General features: G+C 72.3%; 16 protein-coding genes, 1 pseudogene and 1 riboswitch. Of the genes and pseudogenes, 9 read left to right on the top strand and 8 right to left on the bottom strand.

Annotated features, from left to right (window positions below):
- The first annotated feature begins 32 nt into the window (after nt 1–32).
- On the top strand, nt 33–680 hold the full coding sequence (locus GSY65_RS09290; protein ID WP_159775738.1) for a response regulator: 648 nt from the start codon (nt 33–35) through the stop codon (nt 678–680).
- A 186-nt stretch (nt 681–866) separates the two neighbouring features.
- Nucleotides 867–1895: a 6-phosphofructokinase gene (locus tag GSY65_RS09285; RefSeq protein WP_159766874.1), complete on the top strand. Its 1029-nt coding sequence runs from the start codon at nt 867–869 to the stop codon at nt 1893–1895.
- Between the two features lie 110 nt (nt 1896–2005).
- Here the strand turns inward: GSY65_RS09285 and GSY65_RS09280 are convergent, their stop codons facing one another.
- Together GSY65_RS09280 and GSY65_RS34660 are read right to left on the bottom strand one after the other, a co-directional pair.
- On the bottom strand, nt 2006–3883 hold the full coding sequence (locus tag GSY65_RS09280; RefSeq protein WP_159766873.1) for an anthranilate synthase family protein: 1878 nt from the start codon (nt 3881–3883) through the stop codon (nt 2006–2008).
- Between the two features lie 133 nt (nt 3884–4016).
- Entirely contained in the window at nt 4017–4073 is a 57-nt protein-coding gene (locus GSY65_RS34660) for a trp operon leader peptide (protein WP_159775736.1), read from the bottom strand.
- A gap of 135 nt (nt 4074–4208) precedes the next feature.
- Here GSY65_RS34660 and GSY65_RS09270 point away from each other — a divergent pair, with 135 nt between their 5' ends.
- From GSY65_RS09270 to GSY65_RS09260, 3 genes and pseudogenes are all read left to right on the top strand, one after another.
- On the top strand, nt 4209–5558 hold the full coding sequence (locus GSY65_RS09270; protein WP_159766872.1) for a class II 3-deoxy-7-phosphoheptulonate synthase: 1350 nt from the start codon (nt 4209–4211) through the stop codon (nt 5556–5558).
- A gap of 141 nt (nt 5559–5699) precedes the next feature.
- Nucleotides 5700–7205, top strand: a pseudogene (locus tag GSY65_RS09265) (IS1182 family transposase); the annotation flags it as partial.
- A gap of 389 nt (nt 7206–7594) precedes the next feature.
- Nucleotides 7595–7828: a (2Fe-2S)-binding protein gene (locus tag GSY65_RS09260; RefSeq protein ID WP_159766871.1), complete on the top strand. Its 234-nt coding sequence runs from the start codon at nt 7595–7597 to the stop codon at nt 7826–7828.
- A gap of 61 nt (nt 7829–7889) precedes the next feature.
- On the opposite strand, the gene bfr is transcribed toward GSY65_RS09260, so the two are convergent.
- On the bottom strand, nt 7890–8369 hold the full coding sequence (gene bfr, locus GSY65_RS09255) for a bacterioferritin (RefSeq protein ID WP_055521109.1): 480 nt from the start codon (nt 8367–8369) through the stop codon (nt 7890–7892).
- A gap of 174 nt (nt 8370–8543) precedes the next feature.
- Between bfr and GSY65_RS09250 the strand changes: the two genes are divergently transcribed.
- Nucleotides 8544–9191: a sulfite oxidase-like oxidoreductase gene (locus GSY65_RS09250; protein WP_159766870.1), complete on the top strand. Its 648-nt coding sequence runs from the start codon at nt 8544–8546 to the stop codon at nt 9189–9191.
- A gap of 56 nt (nt 9192–9247) precedes the next feature.
- On the opposite strand, the gene GSY65_RS09245 is transcribed toward GSY65_RS09250, so the two are convergent.
- The 5 genes from GSY65_RS09245 to thiO all read right to left on the bottom strand — a co-directional run bounded on the left by GSY65_RS09245 (nt 9248) and on the right by thiO (nt 14487).
- On the bottom strand, nt 9248–10186 hold the full coding sequence (locus GSY65_RS09245) for a deoxyribonuclease IV (protein WP_201452488.1): 939 nt from the start codon (nt 10184–10186) through the stop codon (nt 9248–9250).
- Nucleotides 10187–10275: 89 nt separating this feature from the next.
- Nucleotides 10276–12183, bottom strand: coding sequence for a Stk1 family PASTA domain-containing Ser/Thr kinase (gene pknB, locus GSY65_RS09240; protein WP_201452487.1), 1908 nt, complete (start codon nt 12181–12183; stop codon nt 10276–10278).
- A gap of 106 nt (nt 12184–12289) precedes the next feature.
- Nucleotides 12290–13084 carry a thiazole synthase gene (locus GSY65_RS09235; protein WP_159766868.1) on the bottom strand — a complete coding sequence of 265 codons (795 nt, stop codon included), beginning with the start codon at nt 13082–13084 and terminating at the stop codon, nt 12290–12292.
- 3 nt (nt 13085–13087) lie between these two features.
- Nucleotides 13088–13288, bottom strand: coding sequence for a sulfur carrier protein ThiS (gene thiS, locus GSY65_RS09230; RefSeq protein ID WP_159775732.1), 201 nt, complete (start codon nt 13286–13288; stop codon nt 13088–13090).
- 23 nt (nt 13289–13311) lie between these two features.
- Nucleotides 13312–14487 carry a glycine oxidase ThiO gene (gene thiO / locus GSY65_RS09225; protein ID WP_159775730.1) on the bottom strand — a complete coding sequence of 392 codons (1176 nt, stop codon included), beginning with the start codon at nt 14485–14487 and terminating at the stop codon, nt 13312–13314.
- Nucleotides 14485–14596: riboswitch (TPP riboswitch) on the bottom strand. (Overlaps the previous gene by 3 nt.)
- Nucleotides 14597–14648: 52 nt before the next feature.
- Here thiO and GSY65_RS09220 point away from each other — a divergent pair.
- The 3 genes from GSY65_RS09220 to GSY65_RS09210 all read left to right on the top strand — a co-directional run bounded on the left by GSY65_RS09220 (nt 14649) and on the right by GSY65_RS09210 (nt 16752).
- Complete coding sequence (locus tag GSY65_RS09220) at nt 14649–15029, top strand: hypothetical protein (RefSeq protein ID WP_159766867.1); 381 nt, start codon at nt 14649–14651, stop codon at nt 15027–15029.
- A 32-nt stretch (nt 15030–15061) separates the two neighbouring features.
- Complete coding sequence (locus GSY65_RS09215; protein WP_159766866.1) at nt 15062–16291, top strand: NAD(P)/FAD-dependent oxidoreductase; 1230 nt, start codon at nt 15062–15064, stop codon at nt 16289–16291.
- A 95-nt stretch (nt 16292–16386) separates the two neighbouring features.
- Nucleotides 16387–16752 carry an Rv2175c family DNA-binding protein gene (locus tag GSY65_RS09210; protein WP_159766865.1) on the top strand — a complete coding sequence of 122 codons (366 nt, stop codon included), beginning with the start codon at nt 16387–16389 and terminating at the stop codon, nt 16750–16752.
- Nucleotides 16753–16796 lie beyond the last annotated feature (44 nt).

Below are 16796 nucleotides of genomic sequence, written 5' to 3'. Positions count from 1 at the left end.
GGCGGGAACGGCCGGGCGACCCGATCAAGGTCATGGTGGTCGACGACCACCCCATGTGGCGCGACGCCGTCGCCCGCGACCTGACCGAGTCCGGCTTCGACGTGGTCGCCACGGCGGGCGACGGCGACCAGGCGGTGCGCCGCGCCAAGGCCGCCGCACCGGACGTCCTCGTGCTGGACCTCAACCTGCCCGCGAAGCCCGGCGTCCAGGTCTGCAAGGAACTGGTCGGCGCCAACCCGGCCCTGCGCGTCCTCGTGCTGTCGGCGAGCGGCGAGCACGCGGACGTGCTGGAGGCGGTGAAGTCCGGCGCCACCGGCTACCTGCTGAAGTCCGCCTCGACCGAGGAACTGATCGACGCCGTGCGCCGCACCGCCGTCGGTGACCCCGTCTTCACCCCCGGACTCGCCGGCCTCGTCCTCGGCGAGTACCGCCGTCTCGCCTCCGAGCCGACGCCCGCCGCGGGTGCCGACGAGCCGAAGGCGCCGCAGCTCACCGACCGTGAGACGGAGGTGCTCCGGCTCGTCGCCAAGGGCCTGAGCTACAAGCAGATCGCCGAACGCCTCGTCATCTCGCACCGCACCGTCCAGAACCACGTGCAGAACACCCTCGGCAAGCTGCAGCTTCACAACCGGGTGGAACTGGTCCGCTACGCCATCGAACGCGGTCTCGACGACGCGTAGCCGGCCGCCGGCCCTGCCGCCCCGGCCCGCGCGGATCGACAAATGCGCCCATAGATCAATCCGAGGAGTAAACCAACCGCCCGACAGTTCACCGGAATTGCCTCTACCCGGTCATGTCGAAGTGACCTGCGTCACCATTACGGTGCTGCGGAAGGCTTACGGCAACCGCGGTGAAGGGATATTTCCATGCGGGTCGGAGTACTGACCGGTGGCGGCGACTGCCCCGGGCTCAACGCCGTCATCCGGGCCATCGTCCGCAAGGGCGTTCAGGAGTACGGCTATGACTTCGTAGGCTTCCGGGACGGCTGGCGGGGTCCGCTCGAGAACGACACCGTCCGCCTCGACATCCCCGCCGTACGCGGCATCCTGCCGCGCGGCGGCACCATCCTCGGCTCCTCGCGCACCAACCCGCTCAAGGAGGAGAGCGGCATCCGCCGCATCAAGGACAACCTCGCCAAGCAGGAGGTCGAGGCGCTCGTCGCCATCGGCGGCGAGGACACGCTGGGCGTGGCCGGGCGCCTGTCGGACGAGTACGGCGTGCCCTGCGTGGGCGTCCCGAAGACCATCGACAACGACCTGTCGGCCACGGACTACACCTTCGGTTTCGACACGGCCGTGGGCATCGCGACCGAGGCGATCGACCGGCTGCACACCACGGCCGAGTCCCACATGCGGGTCCTGGTGGTGGAGGTGATGGGCCGCCACGCCGGGTGGATCGCCATCCACTCCGGCCTGGCCGGCGGCGCCAACGTCATCCTCATCCCCGAGCAGCGCTTCGACGTCGAGAAGGTGTGCGCCTGGGTGGCGTCCCGCTTCAGGGCCTCCTACGCGCCGATCGTGGTCGTGGCGGAGGGCGCGATGCCCAAGGACGGCCAGATGGTCCTGAAGGACGAGTCCCTGGACTCCTTCGGGCACGTCCGGCTCTCCGGGGTCGGCGAATGGCTGGCCAAGGAGATCGAGAGGCGCACGGGCAAGGAGGCCCGTACGACCGTCCTCGGCCACGTCCAGCGCGGCGGCACGCCGAGCGCGTTCGACCGCTGGCTCGCCACGCGGTTCGGGCTCCACGCGATCGACGCGGTCCGCGACGGGGACTTCGGCACGATGGTCGCGCTGCGCGGCACGGACATCGTCCGCGTCCCCATCGCCGACGCCACGGCCAAGCTGAAGACGGTGGACCCCGCGCTGTACGACGAGGTCGGCGTCTTCTTCGGCTGACCGGGGGAGGGGCCCGCGCGCGTTGCCGGGTGCGGGTGGTGCGTGGTCTCCCGCTCCGTTCCCCTCAGGGGCGCGACCAGCCTCCACCCACCCGCACCCGGCACCCGGGCCTACCGGGCCCGAAGGACCCGCAACCCGGCCACCAGCTCCCGCACCACGGTCACCCCGTCCAGCGTCAGCACCGACTCCGGATGGAACTGCACCCCCGCGAACCCGGGCCCGCGCAGTGCGTGCACCTCCCCGCCGCCGCTGCGGCTGACCTCCACCCCGCGCGCGGCCAGCTCCCCGGCCGCCGCGTCGTCGCAGCGCGCCACGAAGCTGTTGTAGAAGCCGACGACCTCCTCGCGCCCGAACAGGTCGACCGAGGTCTGCGCCCCCTGGTAGGGCACCTCCTTGCGCACGATCTCCAGCCCCAGCTCCGCCGCGATCAGCTCGTGCCCGAGACACACCCCGAGCACCCCGTGCCGATGGTCCCGGAGTACCTCGGCGGTCAGCCCCCGCAGGAACCGCATCTTCGGGTCGTCCGCGTCCCCCGGGTCACCGGGCCCCGGCCCCAGGACGACCACCCCGGCGTGCCCGAGCACGGCCTCCCGCAGCCCCGGCTCGTCGTAGCGCCGTACCGTCACCTCCAGCCCCGAGGACCGCAGCAGGTGCGCGAGCATCGCGGTGAACGTGTCCTCCGCGTCCACCACCAGCGCGTGCCCGGTCAGCTCCGCCGTGCGGTCCTGCATCCGCAGCCAGAACGGCGCCAGCGACGCGCGCCGCCCGTCCAGCGCCGCCCGCACCCGGGGGTCCTCCGCGAGCCCCGGCCGCGCCCGCTCCCGCTCCGGCCGTCCGGGCCGCACCCCGAGCGCCGCCAGCACCCCGGCCGCCTTGGCGTGGGTCTCGGCGACCTCGCCCGCCGGGTCGGAGCCCCGGACGAGCGTGGCGCCGACGGGCACCCGCAGCCTGCCGTCGGCCGCGATGTCGGCCGTCCGGATCAGGATCGGCGAGTCCAGGGTCTGCGCCCCGCCCTCGTCCCGGCCCAGCAGCGCGAGCGCCCCCGCGTAGTAGCCGCGCGCGACACCGTCCCGCCCGACGGGCTCGTACCGTTCGATGACCCGGCAGGCGTTCTGCACGGGCGACCCGGTGACGGTCGCCGCGAACATGGTCTCGCGCAGGACGTCGCGCACGTCCAGCGAGGAACGTCCGCGCAGCTCGTACTCGGTGTGCGCGAGGTGTGCCATCTCCTTCAGCCGGGGCCCGATCACCACCCCGCCCATGTCGCCGACCGTGCACATCATCTTGAGCTCCTCGTCGACGACCATCGACAGCTCCTCGATCTCCTTGCCGTCGGCGAGGAAGGCCAGCAGGTCCTCCGGCGTCGGCCCGCCGGCCGGATAGCGGTAGGTGCCGCTGATCGGGTTCATCACGACGGTCCCGCCGGACATCCGGACGTGCACCTCGGGGCTCGCCCCGACGAGGGTCCGGTCCCCGGTGTGCACCACGAACGTCCAGTACGCGCCCCGCTCGCCCTCCAGCAGCCGCCGGAACAGCGCCAGCGCGTCGGCCCGGCCGAAGCCCGGGATGCCGCCCTCGTACGTCCGCCGGATCACGAAGTTCGCGCCCTCGCCCCGCCCGATCTCCTCGCGCAGCACCCGGTCGACGATCCGCGCGTACTCCTCGTCGTCGACGTCGAAGCCCCCGCCCTCGACCTGCACGTCGTGCGCGGGCAGCCCGGCCAGCGCCCGCTCCAGCGGCAGCGCGTACGACTCCTCCGGCACGAGCACCGACAGGGGCGTGCCGTCGTCACGGACGTCGAAGCCCCGTTCGCGGATCTGCCGGAACGGGACGAGGGCCAGCCCTTCGTCGGGGAGGTCGGCGAGCCGCTCGCAGGTGGTGACCGGGCCGATCAGCACCTCCACGGTGTCGTGGTCGTGCAGGCCGGGGGTGCGGCGGCGCAGCAGCGCGAACGGTCGGGGGTCGTGCCGGAGCCGAGCCAGGTCCATGGGGTTCTCCTCGTGGCTGATCGGTGCGTGATCGGTGCGTGACCAGTGCGGTGGTCGAGGAGGGACGGCCCGGTGGTGGAAACACGGAAGGCCGCCCCTCGGGCGGCCTTCGCGAAGTCGTGCGTACGCGCAGTCAGTGGGCCGCCGGATGAGCGGTCCACCACCAGTTCTGGTTCGAGTGCGCGACCATGCGCCGCACCCTACCGGAGACGGTCCCGCGGACGCCACGAGCCGCGCCCGCGGGTCCCGTCCCGATCGAGCGGGGTCCGTCTCACTTGATGAGCAGGGGAATGGACGCCCGACATGACCCCGTAATGTGGACGTCGTGACCGTGAACGCTAAGTCCAGCGCGAGCGCTGGCAACACCTGGCGAGACCTGCCCGCGGCGCAGCAGCCCGAGTACCCCGACCCCGAGGCTCTGCGCGCAGTCGTTGCGGAGCTCGAGTCGTATCCGCCGCTCGTCTTCGCGGGCGAGTGCGACCAGCTGCGCGCCCGGATGGCGTCCGTCGCCAAGGGAGAGGCGTTCCTCCTCCAGGGCGGCGACTGCGCCGAGGCCTTCGACGCCGTCTCGGCGGACCACATCCGCAACAAGCTGAAGACGCTGCTCCAGATGGGTGCCGTCCTCACGTACGCGGCGTCCGTCCCCGTCGTGAAGGTGGGCCGCATCGCCGGCCAGTACTCCAAGCCGCGCTCCAAGCCGACCGAGACCCGCGACGGCGTGACCCTGCCCACCTACCGGGGCGACTCCGTCAACGGCTTCGACTTCACCGAGGCGGCCCGCGTACCGGACCCCGAGCGCCTGAAGCGGATGTACCATGCCTCCGCCTCCACGCTGAACCTCGTGCGCGCCTTCACCACCGGCGGCTACGCCGACCTGCGCCAGGTCCACGCCTGGAACCAGGACTTCGTGAAGTCGTCCCCGTCCGGCCAGCGCTACGAGCAGCTCGCCCGTGAGATCGACAACGCGCTGAACTTCATGCACGCCTGCGGGGCCGACCCGGAGGAGTTCCGCACCGTCGAGTTCTTCTCCTCGCACGAGGCGCTGCTGCTGGACTACGAGTCGGCGCTGACCCGCGTCGACTCGCGCACGGGGCACCTGTACGACGTCTCCGCGCACATGGTGTGGATCGGTGAGCGCACCCGGCAGCTGGACCACGCGCACATCGAGTTCGCGTCCAGGATCCGCAACCCGATCGGCATCAAGCTCGGCCCGACGACCACCGCCGAGGACGCGCTGCAGTACATCGATCGCCTCGACCCGGAGCGCGAGCCCGGCCGTCTCACCTTCATCGTGCGCATGGGCGCGGACAAGGTCCGCGACAAGCTGCCCGAGCTGGTCGAGAAGGTCACGGCCTCCGGGGCGACCGTCGCCTGGGTGACGGACCCGATGCACGGCAACACCTTCGAAGCGGCCTCCGGCCACAAGACCCGCCGCTTCGACGACGTGCTCGACGAGGTCAAGGGCTTCTTCGAGGTCCACAAGGCGCTGGGCACCCACCCCGGCGGCATCCACGTCGAGCTCACCGGTGACGACGTCACCGAGTGCGTGGGCGGCGGCGACGAGATCTTCGTCGACGACCTGCACCAGCGCTACGAGACCGCCTGCGACCCCCGGCTCAACCGCAGCCAGTCCCTCGACCTGGCCTTCCTGGTCGCGGAGCTGTACCGCGACTAGAAGGCTGATGAAGATCTTGGGTTCTGGCCCTGCCGTGTCAGCGGCAGGGCCAGACTCGTCATGTGGCGATGGGTGAGTGGGTCGGCGAGACGGTCGGGCCGGACGTGTGGGAGACCTGCCGGGAACTGATTCCGGCGGGGGAGTGTGTTCGCGTTCCTGGCCGAGCATCGTGGCGAGCTGTTCCCGGCTGAGATGTTCACGGACATGTACCCGTCGGCGAACGGACGGCCGAGCATGCCGCCGCAGATCCTGGCCGCCGCGATCACCTTGCAGGCCCTGCACGGGCTGTCGGACTTCGAGACGGTGCAGGAACTGCGGTGCGACCTGCGGTGGAAGGCCGCATGCGGGCTGGGACTTCACGACATGGCGTTCGATCCGTCGCTGCTGGCCTACTTCCGCCGCCGGCTGGCCCGTTCCGCCCGCCCGAACCGGATCTTCGAGGCCGTGCGCGAGGTCGTGAAGGCCACCGGCGTCCTCAAGGGCAGGCACCGCCGGGCGCTGGACTCCACCGTGCTGGACGACGCGGTCGCCACCCAGGACACCGTCACCCAGATCATCGCCGCCGTCCGCGCGGTGATCCGCGAGGTCCCCGGCGCCGAAGCGGTCGCCTCTGCGCGATGCACCGCGCACGACTACACCGGCCCGGGCAAGCCCCGCATCGCCTGGAACGACGAGCAGGCCCGCGCCGAGCTGGTCGACGCACTGGTCACAGATGCCCTGCGGCTGCTGGGCCACCTGCCCGACCAGCAGCTCGGCGACAAAGCCGCGAACGCGGTGGGCATCCTGGCCCTGGTCGCCGGCCAGGACGTCGAGCCCGCCGAGGACTCCGACGGCCGCGACGGACGCTGGCGCATCACCCAAGGCACCGCCCCGAACCGGATGGTCTCCACCGCCGATCCGGAAGCCCGGCACGTGCACAAGACCCGCTCCCACCGGCAGGACGGCTTCAAGGCCCACCTGGCCGTCGAGCCCGAGACCGGCTTGTACACCGCCGTCGCCCTGCGGCCCGGCGCCGGGCCCGAACACCACGAGGCCGCCGTCGGACTGGACCTGCTTGCCGAGGAGGACACACCGGTGGACGCCTTCGGTGATACCGCCTACTCCACCGGCGACGCCCGCCAGGCCCTGCACCGGGCAGGGCACCGGCTGTTCCTCAAGCCCGCACCGCTGCGGCCCGCCGTCCCCGGCGGCTTCACCCTCGACGACTTCGCCATCGACACCACCACCGCCACCGTGACCTGCCCGGCCGGACACACCGTGGCCCTGTCCGACCCCGGCGGGCAGCACCGCCAACGCAAAGCCATCTTCGGCAACTTATGCACCGGCTGCCACCTGCGCGAGCAGTGCACCAAAGCCAGGGCCGGACGCATCCTGACCATCCGCCCGCACCACGACCTCCAGACAGCCGCCCGCCACCAGGCCACCGACCCCGCCCGGCAGGCCGACTACCGCCGCTGGCGGCCACCGGTCGAACGCGCCGTCGCCTGGCTCGTCCACCACGGCAACCGGCGCCTGCGCTACCGCGGCACCATCAAGAACGACACCTGGCTCCACACCCGGGCCGCCGCCCTCAACCTCCGCCGACTGATCAACCTCGGACTCACCCACACCAGTGGCACCTGGCACATCGCACCAGCCGGTACATGACCGGAGGCCTGTCCGGCCTGACGGCCGGACAGCCCCTCACCAAGATCTTCATCAGCCTTCTAGTGCCCCGTCAGGCAACGTTCGCCCCGTCGCGACGCCTGGCACGCACTCCCGCCGCACCGGGCACAAGCCCGAGTACATCCCGTACGAGGACGTGCGCCCGGCACGCCGGGAGCACGCACCAAACGCCGCTCCTCGACGCGGGCAGAACGCCGCCTGCCGCGGCACCAGTACGGGCGTGACGACACAGTGGAGTGGGGCGCGGATCACATACGATCCGCGCCCCACTCCACTTTTGCGCTCCCTGGCCGCCGGGTAAGGTTAGGTTAGCCTCACCGATCATCGTTCGGGGTGGCGTGACGTATCGATCCCGGCGGGAGGTGGACCGCGTGTTCGTCTGCAGTTGCTTCGGTGTGACCGAGCAGCAGGTCAAGAAGCACGCGGCGGACGGCGCCTGCACCCCTCGCCAGATCGCGTCGGCCTGCAAGGCGGGCACGGACTGCGGTTCGTGCGTCCGCCGCATCCAGGCGATCCTCGGGAGGGGTGCCTGCCCGCGCCGTGAGTCGGCCGACCAGGGGCAGCCCGCCCTCTCCGAGGTGCGGCAACTCGAGGAAGCCGCCTAGGCCGCCCGAGCCGCCCGGCCCGTCCGGCGCGGTCTCTCGGACCGTCCCTCGACCCGAGGAATCAGCTCTCCGGCTGTTCGATCAGCTGTGCGATGTACAGCGCCTCGCCGAGCTTCTCCAGCAGCTCCAGCTGGGTGTCCAGGTAGTCGATGTGGTGCTCCTCGTCGGCGAGGATCGACTCGAAGATGTTCGCGGACGTCACGTCGCCCTTGGCCCGCATCACCTCGATGCCGCGCTTGAGGCGGTCGATCGCCTCGACCTCGATCTGCCGGTCCGCCTCGAACATCTCCTTCACCGTCTGGCCCACCCGGACGTGGAACAGCCGCTGGTAGTTCGGCAGGCCGTCCAGGAACAGGATCCGGTCGGTGAGGACCTCGGCGTGCTTCATCTCGTCGAACGACTCGTGCCGGGTGTACTTGGCGAGCTTCGTCCAGCCGAAGTTCTCCTGCATCTTCGCGTGCAGGAAGTACTGGTTGATCGCGGTCAGCTCGGCGGTCAGCTGCTCGTTGAGGAATTCGATGACCTCGGGGTCGCCCTGCATCGCAAAGGCTCCTTCCAAGCGGGGAACTGGGAGGTTGCGCCGCGATGATTGCACCGGCGTTGAAGATCGTCCAGTAAGTGCAAGCTTAGTAAGTTAGCCCAGCCTTAGTTTGTTTTGTCCGAGTCGGGCGGCCCCTGGTCATGTGCACGAGCCGGGGTCTGTCAGGATGGAGTCATGGGTCAGCCGGTGGGACGCGAGTCGGGAGATCGCGCATCTGAGAACGCGGCACAGCCGCAGCTTCCGCCGGGACAGCGACTCCAGCGCGGCTGGCCGGTGACGCACTACGGCCCCGTCCCCAAGTTCCGGCCCGAGCGCTGGGACTTCCGGGTCTTCGGCGCCACCGCCGACGGCGAGAAGCGGAGCTGGACCCACGACGAGTTCACCGCACTGCCGTACGCCTCCGTCGTGGCCGACCTGCACTGCGTGACGAAGTTCAGCATGGTCGGCGCGGAGTGGGGCGGCATCCCCGCCCGGACGATCCTGCGGACCGTGCCTCCGGCCGCCGAGGTCACCCATGTGATGGTGTGGGCCGAGTACGGCTTCAGCTCCAACCTCCGGCTCAGCGACTTCGCCTCGGACCGCACGATCTTCGCCACCCACAAGGACGGCGAGCTGCTCACCGCCGAGCACGGTTTCCCCCTGCGCCTCATCGTGCCCCACCTCTACGCCTGGAAGGGCCCCAAGTGGGTCCGCGGCATCGAGTACATGACCGCCGACCGGCGGGGCTTCTGGGAGGAGCGGGGCTACCACAACATCGGCGACCCCTGGCGCGAGCAGCGCTACTCCTACCAGGAGGAACCGGGGGAGGGCCCCGAACTCTGACCGGGGCCGGCCCGCTCCGGCCAGGGGCAGTAGTCCGAGCAGGTCCGGCCCGCTCCTCAGCCGTCGCGGAGCTTCTTCAGACGCTCCACGTCCGCCGCGTGCCCCTCCTTGCCGCCGGGGGTCTCGATGATCAGGGGGACGCCCTCGGTGGCCGGGTGGGTCATCAGCGCGCGGAACGGGTCCTCGCCGATGTGGCCGGAGCCGATGTTCTCGTGGCGGTCCTTGTGCGCGCCGACGACGTCCTTGGAGTCGTTGGCGTGGATCAGCCTCAGCCGGCCCTCGCCGACCGTGTCCACCAGCAGGTCCAGAGTCCGGTGCATGCCGTCGGGACCGGTCAGGTCGTGGCCCGCCGCGAAGATGTGGCAGGTGTCCAGGCAGACGCCGAGCTTCGGGTGGGCGTCGAGCGCCTCGAAGTACGGGCCGAAGTCCCACGTCCGCGAGCACAGGGAGGCGCCCTGGCCGGCGGTCGACTCCAGCAGCAGGTACGGGTCGTCGTCGTGGGTCAGCTCGTCCAGCAGCGGCAGGAGGTGTGCGCGCACCTGCTCCAGCGCGACCGAACGGTCCCGGCCGCCCGTCGCGCTCCCGGTGTGCACGACCACGCCCAGGGCGCCGATCTCCCGGCCCCGGCGCAACGAGTGCCGCAGCGACTCCACGGACTTCTCGACCGTCGCCTCGGTGTGCGAGCCGAAGTTGATCAGGTACGGGGCGTGGACGTACGCGGGGATCGACTCGGCCGCGCAGGCCGCCCGGAACTCCTCGTCCTGCCGCGGGTTGCCGACGGGGGTGGCCCAGCCCCGCGGGTTCGCGACGAAGACCTGCACGGTCTCGGCCCCCAGCTCCCTGGCGTACGCCAGGCCGACGGAGTTCAGCCCGCCGGCGACGGGCACATGCCCGCCGACGGGGTTGCGCGCGGCCCCGGGCACGGGGGCGAGGGGCGAGACGGGAGCGGACGCGGGGGAGGAGGGGCTGCGGCCGGGGGACTGCTCAGTACTCACCGCACAAGGGTGTCATGCGGCGGAAGCCACCCGGACGGCGGAGGGTTCCCCGGGGCCCCGCGCGGGGCCCCGGCCGCCGTGGACCGGGGTCAGCCGATCTCGATGGTGATCGTCGAGCCCTTGGGAGCCGTCTCGCCGCCGTCCACCGACTGTCCCTTGACCTCGTCGGCGAAGAGGCCGAGAAGCCCCCGGTCCTCGTCGACCTCGAAGCCCGCGTCCTCCAGCTTCCGCGTGGCGTCGTCGACGCTGTCGCCCACGACGTCCGGCACCTCGATCATCTCGGGACCCTTGGAGAGCGTCAGCGTGACCGTGTCACCCGCGCCGGCCTGCTTGCCCACGCCCGGGGAGATCTCGGCGACCAGGCCCTTGTCGAACTCGGAGTTGACCCGCCCCGGGGCGACCTTCACCTTCAGGCCCTCGCCCTCCAGCGTGGCGGTGGCGTCCTCGACCGAGGCGCCGGACACGTCCGGGATCTCCACCGGGGCGCCCCGGCTGACCACGAGCGCGACCGCCGAACCCGAGGACGCCTTGGTCCCGGCGCCGGGCTCGGTGCGGATCACCTGACCCCTGACGACCTCGTCGCTGAACTCACGCGTCACCAGACCCGGTTCCAGCCCGTCGCTCTTGAGCCGGTCCCTCGCCTTGTCCAGCCGGTAGCCCTTCAGGTCGGGCAGGGCCACGGTCTCGGGGCCCTTGGAGACCGTCAGCGTGACCGTGTCGTTGTCCCGGATGCGGTCGCCCGGCTCCGGGTCGGTGCGGATCACCTCGCCGCGCGTGACGGTGTCGCTGAACGCGCGCTCGACCGTGACGCCGAGCCCGGCACCCACGATCCGCTCCCTCGCGACGGCCTCCGGCTGGGCCAGCACCGCCGGGACCTTGGTGAACTGGCCCGAGTTGATGTACCAGATGCCCCCGCCCACGCCGAGGACGAGCAGCACGGCCGCGACGACCGCGAGCATCCCCCGCCGGGCCGGGGTGCCGCCTCCGCGCCGGGCGGGCGGCGGGGGCGTCTCGAACCGGCTCGTCCGGTTCATCCCGTCGAGCCCCGCCGAGCGGGACACCGTCAGCGACCGCGGGATGACGCTCGTGCGGTCCTCCGCGTTGTCGTGCCCGGCGGTCCTCGCCTGCGGCGGCACCGCGTCCAGCTGCTCGACGCTCAGCGCCGACCGCGCCTCGATCGTCTGCGCGAGCAGCGCGACCGCGTCGTACGGCCGCAGCTCCGGACCGCGGGCGGTCGCCGAGGCGACCAGCTCGTCCAGCTCGTACGGCAGGCCGGGCACGGCGGCCGACGGCGGCGGCACGTCGTCGTGCAGCGCGTGGTAGAGCACCTGGGCCGGCGTGTCCCCGCCGTGGGGTTTGCCGCCGGTGAGCATCTCGTAGAGCATCACGCCGCACGCGTACACGTCCACGCGGGTGTCGGTCGTGCCGTGCTCCAGCTGCTCCGGGGCCAGGTAGGCCACCGTGCCGAGCACGGTGCCCGTGGTGCTGGTGACGGTGTCCACGGCACGGACCAGCCCGAAGTCGGCGACCTTGACCCGGCCGTCGTCCCCGATCAGCACGTTCTCCGGCTTCATGTCGCGGTGCACGAAACCGGCGCGGTGGGCGGCGCCCAGGGCGGCGAGGATCGGCTCCAGGATGTCCAGCGCGGCCCGCGGCTGCAGGGCGCCCCGCTCGCGCAGCACGTCACGCAGGGTGCACCCGGCGACGTACTCCATGGCCAGGTACACGTACGACCCGTCGGTGCCCTGGTCGAAGACCCCCACCACGTTCGGGTGGGAGAGCCGCGCCACCGACTTGGCCTCGCGGATGAACCGCTCCACGAACGAACCGTCCGCGGCCAGCGTCGGATGCATCACCTTGAGCGCGAGCACCCGGTCCAGGCGGGTGTCCACGGCCCGGTAGACCGTGGCCATCCCGCCGACCGCGATCCGCGCCTCGACTCGATACCGGCCGTCGAGCACCTGGCCGACAAGCGGGTCCTGAAGGGTCGTGTCCACGCGGCTGAGTCTACGAGCCGCCGCGGACACCCCCACGCGTTCCGTGGCGGTGGGGGCGTACTGCAGCAGAGCTGTGACCGTCCCGCACCCGGCCGGGGGACCGCCCTCAGAACGCCGGCCGCTCCGGGTCCAGGCGGGCCAGGCCCTCGCCGGGGGACGACGCGCGGGCGAAGTGGCGCCGGGGGATGCGGCCCGCCCGACGGGCGAGGCGGCCCGCCTCCACCGCGTTGCGCATCGCCGTCGCCATCAGCACCGGCTCCTGCGCCCGCGTCACCGCCGAGGCGAGCATGACACCCGCGCACCCCAGCTCCATCGCGAGCGCCGCGTCCGACGCCGTACCGGCACCCGCGTCCAGGATCACCGGTACGCGCGCCTGCTCCACGATCAGCTGGAAGTTGTGCGGGTTGCGGATCCCGAGCCCGGACCCGATCGGCGACCCGAGCGGCATGATCGCGGCGCAGCCGACGTCCTCCAGCCTCCGCGCGAGCACCGGGTCGTCGTTGGTGTACGGCAGCACGGTGAAACCGTCGTCGACCAGGGTCTCCGCGGCGTCCAGCAGCTCGATCGGGTCCGGCAGCAGGGTCCGCTCGTCGGCGATGACCTCCAGCTTCACCAGGTCCGTGCCGAGCGCCTCCCGTGCGAGCCGTGCGGTGAGCACGGCCTCGCCCGCCGTGAAGCAGCCGGCGGTGTTGGGCAGCACCCGGATGCCCAGCCTGTCGAGCACCGAGAGCACCGAGCCGTGCACGGCGGCGTTCACCCGGCGCATCGCGACCGTCGTCAGCTCCGTGCCGGAGGCCACCAGCGCCCGCTCCAGCACGTCCAGGCTGGGCGCGCCGCCAGTGCCCATGATCAGGCGGGACGCGTAGGTCGTACCGCCGAGGACGAAGGGGTCGTCTGCCACGGGTCAGCCTCCTTGGACGGCGGTCAGGACCTCGACGCGGTCCCCCTCGCGCAGGAGCGTCGACGGCCACTGCGCGCGCGGGACGACGGTCTCGTTGAGCGCGGCGGCGACCCCGGACGGGGACGCGCCGAGCGTGTGGACCAGCGTGTCGAGGGCGGTGCCGGGCGCGACACGCCGGCGCTCCCCGTTGACGAGGACGGTCAGGGCGTCGGTACGGTCCGCGGCGCTCATACGGTCTGCTCCGAGAGTTCCCGGCGCGCGCCGGTCCTGAAGCGCAGCGGTGTGAAGTCCCGTGCCACCTCGGGCAGTTCACCACTGACCAGGACATGGGCCAGCACGTCGCCGGTGACCGGGGCGAGGAGGACGCCGTTGCGGTGGTGGCCCGTCGCGAGGAGCAGGCCGTCGAGTGCGGTGGGGCCGAGGAGGGGGGCGTTGTCAGGGGAGCCGGGGCGCAGTCCCGCGCGGGTCTCGGTGAGCGGCAGCTCGGTGATGCCGGGGACGAGTTCGTGGGCGTCCCGCAGCAGCTCGTACACCCCTCCCGCGGTGACCGTGGTGTCCCAGCCCAGCTCCTCGCTGGTGGCGCCGACGACGAGTTCGCCGTCCTCGCGCGGCACCAGGTAGACGTGGCTGCCGCGGACCACCGCCCGCACGGTCCGGGTCAGGAAGGGCGCGTACCGCTCCGGCACGGTCAGTCGCAGCACCTGCCCCTTCACGGGACGCACCGGCGGCAGCACGTCGTCCGGGACGCCCGCGAGCCGCCCGCTGTGGCTGCCCCCGGCCAGGACGACACGCCCCGCGGTCAGTCCGGTGCCGTCGTCGGCCCTGACCCCGGCGGCCCGCCCCCGGACCACGGACAGCTCCTCGGCCCAGGCCCGGTGGAACACGACCCCGGCCCGCTCGCAGGCCGCGACGAGGGCCCTGGAGAGCCGCCTCGGGTCGATCTGGTGGTCCCCGTCGACCCGCAGCCCGCCGCGGACGCCCGGTGCCAGCATCGGCTCCAGGCGGCGGCACTCGCGCCCGTTCAGCCACTCCGACTCCAGGCCCGAACGGCGTTGCAGGGCGTGCAGTTCACGCAGATGGGCCCGGTCGTCGGCGTCGAGGGCGACGGCGAGCGTCCCGGAGCGGCGGTAGCCGAGGTCGAGGCCGGTCGCCTCGGTCAGCTCGGCGGCGAAGTCGGGGTAGCGGCGCGCGGACTCCAGGTTGAGCCCCAGCAGGGTCTGCTCGCCGTGGTGCAGTTCCGTGACCGCGGCGAGCATCCCCGCCGCGACCTGGCCCGCCCCGCCGCCGGGCCCGGGATCCACGACGGTGGTGGTGAACCCGCGCTGGGCGGCCCGCCAGGCCGTCACCAGCCCGATGATCCCGCCCCCCACGACGAGGACGTCTGAGGTGTGCGTACGCGACATGGGCATCCAGCCCCTCCCTTCGCCGGCATGACCCGGATCAGGTTCGTACGGTCGGAGGCCGCCAGCCTCCCTCTCAGCCCGGTGCGCCCGGGCTCCCGCGAGTGCTCTACGGTGGCCCACCCTAGCCCGTGCCGTATCGCCCAGTAAGGGAGCCTCCCGCCATGGCCCGCTCGCTCGACGGACTCGTCCTCGCCCCCGTGGCCGACCAGGCCCCAGGTCAGGTCGGCACCCGCACACGGTTCGCGTACCACGAGAAGGACGGTCAGATCTGGGCCGACTACGCGGGCGGCGACGTCGTACGCGGCCATCTTCTGGGTACCCGTGAGGGTGACCGGCTGGACTTCCGCTACATCCAGTTGCGGACCGACGGGACGACCGCGTCGGGGCACTGCGTGTCCCGGGTGGTGGAACTGCCCGACGGGCGAGTGCGGCTGAAGGAGACCTGGGAGTGGGAGTCGCGGCCGGGCAGCGGGACGAGCACGGTGGAGCAGATCGAGGCGGCGGACGGCGCTGTGGAGCAGGGCACGGCACACGACCGCTGACTGACGGATCGTCAGGTGTCTATGGTGATCAGGTGAACGAGCAGACACGGGCAGCGGGAGGGACGACGGCACGCCGGGTCGTCGTCGTGGGTGCGGGCATGGCCGGGGTGCAGACCGCGGTCGCCCTGCGTGAACAGGGCTTCCCCGGCGAGGTGACACTGATCGGCGCCGAGCCGCACCAGCCGTACGACCGGCCGCCGCTGTCCAAGGCCGTGCTGCTCGGCAAGGCCGAGCACTCCGCGTTCGACGTCGACTTCGAGGCGCTCGGCATCGAACTCCGGCTGGGCCGCGAGGTCCTGGGCGTCCGCCCCGCCGCGCGCGAACTGGACACCGCCGCGGGGCCCGTCCCGTACGACGTGCTGGTCCTGGCCACCGGCGCCGAACCCGTCCGGCTGCCGGGCGTGCAGGGCGTGCCCGGCGTGCACCTGCTGCGCACGCTGGACGACGCCGAGCGGCTGCGCCCCGTCCTGGCCGAGCAGCGCGACATCGTCGTCGTGGGCGCCGGCTGGATCGGCGCGGAGTTCGCGACCGCCGCGCGGGAGGCGGGCTGCGCGGTGACCGTCGTGGAGGCCGCCGACCGGCCGCTGGCCGGGGCGCTGCCCGCCGAGGTGGCCGCGCCGATGACCGCCTGGTACGCCGACAGCGGCACCACGCTGCGGACCCACGCGCGCGTGGAGCGTGTCGAGCCGGGGACGGTCGTCCTGGACGACGGCTCCCGGATCCCGGCCGGTGCCGTGGTCGTCGGCATCGGGGCACGCCCCGCGACGGCCTGGCTGCGGGACTCCGGCATCGAGCTGGGTCCCCACGGCGACGTGATCGCCGACGACCACCTGCGCACCTCGGCGCCGGACGTCTACGCGGTCGGCGACTGCGCCTCCTTCCCTTCGGGCCGCTACGGCGAGCGCCTGCTGGTCCACCACTGGGACAACGCCCTCCAGGGCCCCCGCACGGTCGCCGCGAACATCGTCGGCGAGACGCCCGAGCCCTACGACCCCGTCCCGTACTTCTGGTCCGAGCAGTTCGGCCGGTTCGTCCAGTACGCGGGGCACCACCCCGCCGGCGACACCCTGGTCCGGCGCGGGGACCCCGCGGGCGCGGCCTGGACGGTGTGCTGGCTGCGCGAGGGGCGCCTGGTCGCCCTGCTCGCCGTCGGCCGGCCGAGGGACCTCGCCCAGGGCCGCCGCCTCATCGAGTCGGGCACCCCGATGGACCCCGCCCTGCTCGCGGACCCGGCCCGGCCCCTGAAGGCGGCGACAACGTAGCGCGACCGCCGCGCCCCGCCTCCACCTCGGCGTCCGCCCCCCGGAGGGCCCCACCCGGCTACCCACTGTCAGTCCCAGATGGCAGTCTTGGTGACGTGACCGAGATTGACGCAAAGATCGATGCTCTCGTCCCCGCGTGGCTGACGCTCCCCGACATCGCCGAGATGCTCGGCGTCGAGGTGACGCGTGTGCGGCAGCTGGTCAAGGAGGGCCAGCTCATCGCCGTACGCCGTGGTGAGAACCGCGCGCTGCACGTCCCCGCCGCCTTCATCGACGGGGACCGGGTCGTCAAGGGCCTGTCCGGCACCCTGACGCTGCTCAAGGACGACGGCTTCACCGACGAAGAGATGCTGGAGTGGCTCTTCACCCCCGACCCGAGCCTGCCCGGCACCCCGGCCCAGGCCCTCAGCGAGAATCGCGGCACGGAGGTGAAGCGCCGCGCGCAGGCGCTCGCCGTGTGATCACCGAAGGCTGAGAAGCCGCACCACCGGCAGGACCCGTACCA

This window comes from Streptomyces sp. HM190, from assembly GCF_009857135.1.
GTDB classification, from domain to species: Bacteria; Actinomycetota; Actinomycetes; order Streptomycetales; family Streptomycetaceae; genus Streptomyces; species Streptomyces heilongjiangensis.
The sequence above is the reverse complement of the archived record's forward strand: the minus strand, read 5'-3'. Positions and strand labels throughout refer to the sequence as shown.